The sequence below is a fragment of the Bradyrhizobium pachyrhizi genome (genome assembly GCF_001189245.1).
Classification (GTDB): Bacteria; Pseudomonadota; Alphaproteobacteria; order Rhizobiales; family Xanthobacteraceae; genus Bradyrhizobium; species Bradyrhizobium pachyrhizi.
Window position 1 is genome coordinate 293151 of sequence record NZ_LFIQ01000117.1, and the last position, 9261, is coordinate 302411.

General features: G+C 63.0%; 11 protein-coding genes. 4 read left to right on the plus strand and 7 right to left on the minus strand.

The genetic code is table 11. The annotated features are described in order from the left end of the window. Window positions 1-99: 99 nt before the first annotated feature. The 5 genes from AKL29_RS33170 to AKL29_RS43515 form a co-directional block, all read right to left on the minus strand. Window positions 100-1128: an NAD-dependent epimerase gene (locus tag AKL29_RS33170; RefSeq protein WP_410712161.1), complete on the minus strand. Its 1029-nt coding sequence runs from the start codon at window positions 1126-1128 to the stop codon at window positions 100-102. A gap of 94 nt (window positions 1129-1222) precedes the next feature. Further along, a complete protein-coding gene (locus AKL29_RS33175) occupies window positions 1223-1639 on the minus strand; it encodes a hypothetical protein (RefSeq protein WP_050387078.1) in 417 nt (138 codons plus the stop codon). 56 nt (window positions 1640-1695) lie between these two features. Continuing rightward, a complete protein-coding gene (locus tag AKL29_RS33180) occupies window positions 1696-1974 on the minus strand; it encodes a hypothetical protein (protein ID WP_028331615.1) in 279 nt (92 codons plus the stop codon). A gap of 525 nt (window positions 1975-2499) precedes the next feature. After that, a complete protein-coding gene (locus AKL29_RS43510; protein ID WP_167350445.1) occupies window positions 2500-2658 on the minus strand; it encodes a hypothetical protein in 159 nt (52 codons plus the stop codon). Between the two features lie 398 nt (window positions 2659-3056). Then, window positions 3057-3209 (minus strand): hypothetical protein, encoded by a 153-nt coding sequence (locus tag AKL29_RS43515; protein WP_016841798.1) that lies wholly within the window; start codon window positions 3207-3209, stop codon window positions 3057-3059. A gap of 265 nt (window positions 3210-3474) precedes the next feature. On the opposite strand from AKL29_RS43515, the gene ku reads away from it, so the two are divergent. Continuing rightward, the gene (gene ku, locus AKL29_RS33195) at window positions 3475-4452 is read left to right on the plus strand and encodes a non-homologous end joining protein Ku (RefSeq protein WP_050387080.1); all 978 of its coding nucleotides are present in this window, start codon (window positions 3475-3477) and stop codon (window positions 4450-4452) included. A 53-nt stretch (window positions 4453-4505) separates the two neighbouring features. Then, the gene (locus AKL29_RS33200) at window positions 4506-4733 is read left to right on the plus strand and encodes a hypothetical protein (RefSeq protein ID WP_050387081.1); all 228 of its coding nucleotides are present in this window, start codon (window positions 4506-4508) and stop codon (window positions 4731-4733) included. 30 nt (window positions 4734-4763) lie between these two features. Here the strand turns inward: AKL29_RS33200 and AKL29_RS33205 are convergent, their stop codons facing one another. Then, entirely contained in the window at window positions 4764-4928 is a 165-nt protein-coding gene (locus AKL29_RS33205) for a Flp family type IVb pilin (RefSeq protein WP_016841801.1), read from the minus strand. A gap of 424 nt (window positions 4929-5352) precedes the next feature. Here AKL29_RS33205 and AKL29_RS33210 point away from each other — a divergent pair, with 424 nt between their 5' ends. Next, entirely contained in the window at window positions 5353-6987 is a 1635-nt protein-coding gene (locus AKL29_RS33210; RefSeq protein WP_050387082.1) for a thiamine pyrophosphate-requiring protein, read from the plus strand. A gap of 84 nt (window positions 6988-7071) precedes the next feature. Then, window positions 7072-8286 (plus strand): NAD(P)/FAD-dependent oxidoreductase, encoded by a 1215-nt coding sequence (locus tag AKL29_RS33215; RefSeq protein ID WP_050387083.1) that lies wholly within the window; start codon window positions 7072-7074, stop codon window positions 8284-8286. Between the two features lie 175 nt (window positions 8287-8461). Here the strand turns inward: AKL29_RS33215 and AKL29_RS45940 are convergent. Continuing rightward, window positions 8462-9261: ABC transporter substrate-binding protein (locus AKL29_RS45940; protein ID WP_244482556.1), on the minus strand; the 800-nt coding region annotated here is incomplete at its 5' end.

Consider the following 9261-nt stretch of genomic DNA (forward strand, 5'->3'; position numbering starts at 1 on the left):
AAGTGCGAAGCGGTTTTCCGTCGCGACAAACGCCGATCGCGTTTGCGCGAAGATCAGCTCTGACCGCGAGCTGGAACGCGACGACGATTCTCGCGGCGCTTAGTTCCGATCGACGTCGTGATAGGCCCGATACCAGGCGACAAACCTGGCAATGCCATCCTCGATCCGCGTCTGCGGGCGGAAGCCGATTTCACGCTCCAGGTCGGAGACGTCGGCCGACGTCTCCAGTACATCTCCCGGTTGCATCGGCAGCAACTGCTTTTCGGCCTGCCGCCCCAAGCCCTGCTCGAGCAGCGCCACCACATGCATCAGTTCTTCCGGCCTGCTGTTGCCGATATTGTAGACCCGCCACGGCGCCCGGCTCGAACCCGGATCGGGATGCGCTCCCGACCAGTTGACATCGCTCTCCGGCGCGCGGCCGATCAACCGCACCATCGCCTCGACCACGTCGTCGACATAGGTGAAGTCGCGCCGCATGTTGCCGTTGTTGAACAGCTGGATCGGCTTGCCCGTGGTGATCGCGTCGGCGAACGCATAGAGCGCCATGTCCGGCCGATACCACGTCCCATACACGGTGAAAAACCGCAGCCCGGTCGCCGGTACGCGATAGAGATGGCTATAGGAATGGGCGATCAGCTCGTTGGCCTTCTTGGTCGCGGCGTACAGGCTGACGGGATGGTCGACATTGTCGTGGACCGAAAACGGCAGCTTGGTGTTGGCGCCATAGACCGACGATGAGGACGCAAACAACAGGTGCTTGCACGCGGTGTGCCGGCAGCCCTCGAGGACGTTGAGGAAGCCCTCCAGATTGGAATCCGCATAGGCGTGCGGGTTCTGCAGGGAATAACGCACGCCGGCCTGCGCGGCGAGATGTACCACGATCTCGAAGCGATAACGCTCGAACAGCGCCTTCATGCCGGCTCGGTCGGCGAGGTCGAGCTCCACGAAGGTGAAGCCACGGTGCTGCTTGAGCAGATCGAGGCGCGCGCGCTTGAGCGCCGGGTCGTAATAGTCGTTCAGATTGTCGATGCCGATGACCGGCTGCCCTGCCCGCAGCAGATGCTCCACCAGATGGAAGCCGATGAAGCCGGCGCAGCCCGTGACCAGTAGATTGCCTGCGATCACCACGTCTTGCCTGTGCCTTTCGCCTTGCGCCGGACCATTCGAATACGCCGTTACACGGGGCAGCCGCGGCTGCCTTCGCTCTGCGCGCCGCTAGGCGTCAGTTGCTGGCGGCCGGAGGCTTGTAGTCCGGAAAGCGGCTCAGGACGGCGGCCTTCATGAACTTGAAGTGCGCGATCTCGGTCGCCAATTCCTTCAGCCGGCGCTGGCCGTTGGAGATCTCGGCGTCAAACAGGTCCTGATGATAGTTGTCAAGCGCCTCGCGTTCCAGATATTCGTCGGTGCCGTTGCCGAGGGTCACCGCGGCGCGGGCCAGAACATCATCGACACGGCGGCCAAGACCGGATTGCTCGCTTTCGGCCGCCCGCAACGCGGCCTCGATCGCGGCCATGATCGATCCGATCCGGGCGCGATCGGTCTCGGCATCGCGCTCGGCCGAGCGTGCCTTGAAACCTTCCTCGCCGCGCCGCGATTTGATCAGGTCATGCGCGCGAGACCGCAAAAACAGCTGAAACATCTGTCAGTATCCGGTTCGGGCCCATTCAGGCAGCTCAGGTCGAAAATCGCCCGGTCTTAGTTAAAAAAGGGTGAATTGCCCTCGTGCCCGGCCCTCAGGTCGGCTTTCCACTTGATCCAGGCCTTGTCGTGCTTGTCATAGAGTTCGAGCCACCGTCCCTCACCGGCTGACGGCACCAAGCCCGTTCCCCTACCGTCCCCGTCCGCCAATACCGGCAGCGAGGAGTCCAGGTCCTCGAACTCCGACGTCTCCTCAAGCGTCAGCCCGACCAGCACGCGCCGGCCACTGACATCGACGACATACCGCCTTGGCGAATGCCCCCTGAGATCACTCATGACGTGAAAGTTCCCTTGCGATCCGCGGGGCCGGCGACGAGATCAGGCGCACGCTGGCACGCAACCAACCCGCCTGCCGCAACGGACACAGATATGATGACCGATTGCATGTTGCCAGCCAACCCCAACTCGCCGCACACCGTCGCGCTACCTCGATCGAACTACTCCGCTAGAACGCGCGACGCATGTGGCCGAACGCGCTGACCGGTTCCCGCCTCGACGATTTCGCGGCTGATGGCGCCACATACGGTGCATAGATCCGATATTGCGCGCGGCGCTTGTGCGACCTCCACGAGCGCGAAGCGAAACCGGAGAAGAAGCCTGCGACGAACACCGCCGCGAGAATGAGAGCAGGAGAAATCATCACAACCGTCCACGTTCGCCCCGATGTTATTAACATTCGAAGTTGTGACGACATCATGATTGGACGCGCCGAAAGATTGTTCAGCCGCTGGAATTTTTGTGCAATCGAACGACGCAACAATAATCAGGCGTCGACAATAATTGTTCTCGCGAGAGAACGTCTCAGGAGAACCACCAGAGCATGAATTTCAGGAACATCGAGCTGAGAAGATAAATCCACCCCGCCATAGCCAGCACCGTCAGTCCGACGAAGGCACCTGAAACGCTTTTCTCCTTGAGGCGCGCCAGCAATGAGTTTTTTTCTTCTTGCGAATAGAACATCTCAGGCTCAAGACGTATCTGATTCAAATCAGCTAGCAGTCAATTTCGATGATCTCGTGACGCGTTGCCACAGCCATTCGCCTTGCGCATCACAGATCATCGCTGCAAATCGCCGCCAAGCCGCACGCCATCGCGCAGTGGAAATTCCGTTCGACACGGTCAGGAATTCGACGTTGGCGATCGCGGCGGCCCGCGCGTCGGAATTTCCATGTCGTGTCCTGGTCCGATCGACGTCACGTACGTCGATCAAGACGGTCGTGCAGCTTGACCATGCGATGTGGCCCGTATGCCGGCGCGATCGACCGAACGGATTCTTCCCGGGAGCAATCTGCCCGCTTCGCCTCGCCTCTCAGTTTAACAATCAAGTCCTCGCACGCGACCAACCAATGATAATCGCCTCACACGCGGAAAAAGGCGAACCAGACAATGCCGAGGATCAGGACGGCCAGTCCTGTCGAGGCCGTGAGCAGCGCGAGAACCGAAGGTCCAGGCTCGGCCTGGCGCGCCTCGGTCGGGGTTTCGACGATTTGGCCGTGTCGTTCCGTTGCCATGGCAACCTCTTTGCTTAAGTGCCTGTAATTCCGGCGTTTGCCGCGCCCCTTCGACAGCCAACGCGTGATCGGGAGCGATGTTCCGAGCGCGTTGACGGCTGGGCCGACGGCAGTCTCGCCCGCCGCGTCAAACGGGCGCAGCGCGAGGACACGGTTAACGCCGTTGCGAGATTCACCGGGCCGTGTTGTTTCAAACTGGGGTTCCCGGTGTTATCCTTGACCGGTCCGTCGGTTGCGTAATCGGAGTTTCCCTGGAGTTTCCCCCATGGCCCCTCGCGCCAATTGGAAGGGCTTTTTGCGCCTTTCGCTCGTGACTTGCCCGGTTGCCCTGTACCCGGCGACATCGGATACCGAAAAGGTCTCCTTCAACCAGATCAACCGCAAGACCGGCCACCGGATCAAATACGCCAAGGTCGACGCCGAGACCGGCGAGGAAGTCTCCGGCGAAGACATCATGAAGGGCTACAGGGTCGACACCGACACCTATATCGAGGTCACCAAGGAAGAGCTCGACGACATCGCGCTGGATTCGACCCGCACCATCGAGATCGACGAATTCGTGCCGCGCAGCGAGATCGACAGCCGCTATCTGATCCGCCCCTACTATCTCGTTCCCGACGGCAAGGTCGGCCACGACGCTTTTGCGGTGATCCGTGAGACCATCCGCAGCCTGAACAAGGTCGCGATCGGCCGCGTGGTGCTGACCAATCGCGAGCACATCATCGCGCTCGAGCCGCTCGACAACGGGCTGATGGGCACGCTGTTGCGCTACCCGTATGAGGTGCGCAGCGAGAAGGAGTATTTCGACGACATCCAGGATGTGAAGATCACCAAGGACATGCTCGATCTCGCCAAGCACATCGTCGAGCAGAAGTCCGCCGACTTCGATCCGGAGGAGTTCGAGGACCGCTACGAGCAGGCGCTGATCGACCTGATCAACCAGAAGCGCAACGGCATCAAGGTCGCCAAGCCCGCGGCGAAGACCAGCGGCAACGTCATCAACCTGATGGACGCGCTGAAGAAGAGCCTCGCCAACGAGAAGCAGGCCGCGCCCGCCAAGGCCGAGGCAAAGGCCGCGAAGGGCAAGAAGCCGAAGAAGCGCATCGAGGGCCAGCGCGAAATGCTGCTGCCGATCTCGGGCAGCGGCAAGCGCGAGCCCAAGGAGGCCGCCAAGCCCGAGCCGAAGAAGGCCGAGAAGACAACACGCGCCCAGGGCACCGCGGCACGGAAGAAGGCAGGCTAGCGCACGACCGCAAGATGAGCCCGGTCCACAGCGCCTGAGATGTCCCGGTCGAGATGCCCTGGTCGACGCCGTTTGATGAACCGATCGCTCTGCATCGCGGCGGCACACTGGTGACGCTGCAGCACGCGGCCGACTACATCATGAAGCTATCGGAAGACGCTCAGCAGGAAACGCGCTGGCAGATCGCGGTCGAGCATCTGATCAATGCGGCGGAACAAGGTGCCGGCTGGTTGATGTTCGCGCGCATCGCGATGCTGCGCGCGTTGAATGGGGACGACTGAATCCGGAAAATGCCGAACTGCCGGCAGCGCTTACTTGAATGCCGAACTGACGGCATTGAATTGACCGCTTACACTGGTGCCGATGCCCCTGACGCCGGCGACGATCACGATGCTGATGCCACCGGCGATGATGGCGTATTCAATGGCCGTCGCCCCGACCTCATCACGCAGAAACCTTGCCATCAACGCGCGCATGAAAAGCTCCTGTCCGACGCTCGCGGCTTTTTCTCCCGCGCCGTAGTAATATGCCTGCCAAACTAGGCCGCATTGGTTGACGGCCCATTGAGGGAAAGGATGAACGATCGCTTAAAGGTTGCAGGGAATTTCCCTGCTAGTTCTACCTGCATCAGGGTGCCGTCGGGCGAGACACCGGGCCGCGGCCGGAGCGCTTTCCAGCGAAGTGGACACCGGCTCGCGCAAGGAAAACCCGTCAAAACAAGTATCTAGAGCTCCGTTCTGATCCTGTCTGACCGGAAATAGCTTCAGTCGTAAACGCATATCAGAACTACCTGATCCGGCCTCGGCCACGCTTTACCGGTGCCGCGGAATCCTGTTCCTTTATCGGACAGGCGACAACGAGGCCGGAACGAACCGGCCGCATGCAAAGGGAGTGACCGTCATGAAGCTCGGCACCGCGATCGCGGAAATCATGAAGCGTGAGGGCATCGAGATCCTCACGGGCTACCCGGTCAACCACCTGATCGAATACGCCGCCAATGCCGACATCCGCCCGGTGATGGTGCGCCAGGAGCGCATCGGCGTGCACATGGCGGACGCGATTTCACGCGTCACCTCGGGCGAGAAGATCGGCGCCTTCTGCATGCAGCATGGCCCGGGCGCCGAGAACGCGATGGGCGGCGTCGCGCAGTGCTATGGCGAATCCGTACCCGTCCTTGTGCTGCCGATGGGCTATGCCCGGCGGCTGGCGAATATCGACCCGAACTTCAATTCCAGCCAGGCGATGAAGGCGTTTTCAAAATCGTCGGAGCCGATCAACATCGCAGCCGAGGTCTGCAACATCTTTCGGCGGGCGTTTACAAAATTGAAGAACGGCCGCGGCGGGCCGGTCATCGTCGAAATCCCCGCCGACATGTGGAACGAGGAGGTGCCGGAGCCCTTGAACTACACGCCGGTGCTGCGCACCCGCACCGGCGCCGACCCCGTCCATGTGAAGGAAGCGGCCGCCCTGCTCGTTGGCGCCAAGCGTCCGGTGATCTATGCCGGCCAGGGCGTGCACTATGCAAAGGCCTGGCCGCAGCTGAAGCGCCTCGCCGAACGGCTCGCGATCCCGGTCACCACCAGCCTTGGCGGCAAGTCGTCCTTCCCCGAGACGCATCCGCTCTCGCTCGGCTCCGGCGGCCTCGCCGTGCCGCGCGCGGTGCCGAAATTTCTTTCCGAAGCCGACGTGATCTTCGGCATCGGCTGCTCCTTCACCGAGACGTCGTTCGGCATCGCGATGCCGAAGGGCAAGACCATCATCCATTCGACGCTCGATCCGAACCACATCAACAAGGATATCGAGGCCAAGATCGGCCTGGTCGGCGACGCCGGCCTGGTGCTCGACGCACTGCTGGAGGAGATCGGCAAGACCGTGACGTCGGACCGCAACGCAGGCGCGGTCGCCGAGGAGATCGCCGCTTCCCACAAGGAGTGGCTCGCCAAGTGGATGCCGAAGCTCACCCACAACGACGCGCCGCTCAATCCCTACCGCGTCCTGTGGGACCTGCAACACACCGTCGACATCCACAACACCATCATCACGCACGATGCCGGCAGCCCGCGCGACCAGCTCTCGCCGTTCTGGAAGTCGGTCGAGCCGCTGTCCTATATCGGCTGGGGCAAGACCACGCAGCTCGGCTACGGCCTCGGCCTTGCGATGGGCGCCAAGCTCGCCAAGCCGGACAAGCTCTGCATCAATGTCTGGGGCGACGCCGCGATCGGCTTTACGGGGATGGACTTCGAGACCGCGGTGCGCGAGCGGATTCCGATCATGTCGATCCTGCTCAACAATTTCTCGATGGCGATCGAACTGAAGGTGATGCCGATCTCGACCGAGAAATACCGCTCGACCGACATCTCCGGCGATTACGCCGCGATGGCCAGGGCCTTCGGCGGCTACGGCGAACGGGTAACCAAGCCCGAGGACATCATCCCGGCGATCAAGCGCGGCATCCAGAAGACCAAGGAAGGCGTGCCGGTGCTGCTGGAATTTATCACAAGCAAGGAGACCGAGGTGTCGCGGCCGGGGACGTGACGGCACCTCACACGCCCGCTCTGCCACTTGATTTGACCGCGCCAGCGCAGGCAAGCTCCCTCCGGTGCAACTTCGGAGGGAGAGATGGCGCGCATCCTGGTGCTGGGGGCCGGCTTTGCCGGGCTATGGGCCGCGCTCGGCGCAGCCCGCAAGCGCGACGAAATCGGTGCGCGGGCAGTGGACACCGAAATCCTGGTCGTCGATCGCAACGCCTATCACAACATCCGGGTGCGCAACTACGAGGTCGATCTCGGCGATGTCGCGCTGCCGCTCAAGGACCTGCTCGATCCGGTCGACGTCAGGCATAGGGTGGCCGAAATCGCGGCGATCGATCCGGCGACGCGCGCGGTCACGATCAAGACCGGCGCGGGCGCGGAGGTTCTGAGCTACGACCGGCTGGTGCTGACCACCGGCAGCGAGTTGGTCCGCCCCGCCATCTCGGGCCTTGCCGCCCACGGCTTCGATGTCGACACGTATGAAGCAGCGATGCGGCTCGACGCGCATCTGGCGGCGCTCGGCAAACAACCGCCGTCAGAGGCGCGCGCGAGCGTCGCGGTCATCGGTGCAGGGTTCACCGGGATCGAGGTCGCGGCCGAGATGCCGGCCAAGCTGGCGCACGCCGGCATCACCGGCGATCATCGGGTCATCCTGATCGATCCCAATCCCGTGGTCGGCGCGACCTTCGGCGCGCATGGCCGCCCGGTCATCAACGAGGCGCTGGCCACGCTCGGCGTCGAGATGCGGCTGAATGTCCGGGTCCGTGCCGTCGGCGCCGACAGCATCACGCTCGATAGCGGCGAGATCATTCCGACCAAAACCGTGGTCTGGTGCGCCGGCATGCGCGCCAGCCCCCTCGCCGCCTCGCTGCCGGCGAGGCGCGACGCGCTCGGCCGGATCAAAGTCGACCACACCATGCACGTCGAAGGCCTTGCGGACGTCTTCGCCGCCGGCGACGTCGCCGCCTGCCTGATCGACGGCGAGCACCCGACCGTGATGTCGTGCCAGTTCGCGCGGCCGATGGGCCGCTTCGCCGGCCACAATGTGGTCGCGGACCTGTTCGGCGAAAAGCTGCTGCAGCTCAATATCGACTGGTATGTGACGGTGCTCGATCTCGGCGCCTGGGGCGCGCTCTACACCACCGGCTGGGATCGCGAGGTGCACACCACAGGCGCCGCCGCCAAGCTCACCAAGCAGACCATCAACCGGCAGCGCATCTATCCGCCACGCAACGGCGACCGCGCCGCGCTGCTCGCGGCGGCCGCGCCGACGATCCAGACGGCGCCGCCGACGAAGTCATAAGAGAAGCCACGCCGTCATTGCGAGGAGCTCGCGACAAAATTGCAAAGCAATTTTGCGCTGAAGCGACGAAGCAATCCATCCATCCCGAGTGGTATGATGGATTGCTTCGCGGAGCCTGTCATCCGGCGGCGCTTCGCGCCTACCGGGTGGCTCGCAATGACGGCGAGTACGTCTGCTACTGCGACAGCTTCACGAAGTTCGGAAACTTCATCTGGCCTTCGGCGATCGCCTTCGGCCAGACCGTGATCTGCTTGCCGCCCTGCCACTGGAACACGAGGCCGGTCACCGCGCCCGGACCGGACTTGATGCCGTGGGTGAACTCGTCGTTCTTGCCGTAGAACTGGATCTTGCCGATCGTGCCCTCGAAGTCGGTCTTCTCGAGCTCGGTCACCATCTTGTCCGGATCGGTCGAGCCGGCGCGCTGGATTGCCTCGGCGATGATGTAGACCTCGTCATAGGCGGTGTAGCCGGTATAGGCCGGCGGCGTGCCGAACTTGGCCTTGAACGCCGCCGCAAACGGCTTGGTCTTCGGCGTGACCGCAACATCGGGCGTTGCCACCGCGAGCGAAGGCACGCCCTCGGCGGCGCCATTGGTGTCGCCCCAGAAGGTCGGGCTCAGCGCCTGCGCGCTGATGCCGAACATCGGGATTGGCACCTGCTGGTTCTTCCACTGCACGGTCGGCTGCACGCCGACATGGGAGATGCCGGTGACGATCACGTCGGGCTTGGCGGCTTCCATCTTGTTGAAGATCGGCGTGAAGTCGGTGGTGTCGGGCGAGAAGCGAATGTGCTCGACCACCTTCAGGCCCGCTTTCGGCAGGCAGGCCTCGTAGCCGACGTCGAGCGGCTTGGTCCAGGCCGCGTCCTCGCTCATGATCGCGACCGACTTGAACTTGAGTTGGTCGACCAACAGCTCCTTGGCCGCATCGCAGACCAGCTGCGCCTGCGCGGCCGAGGTCAGGTAGCCGTGGAAGG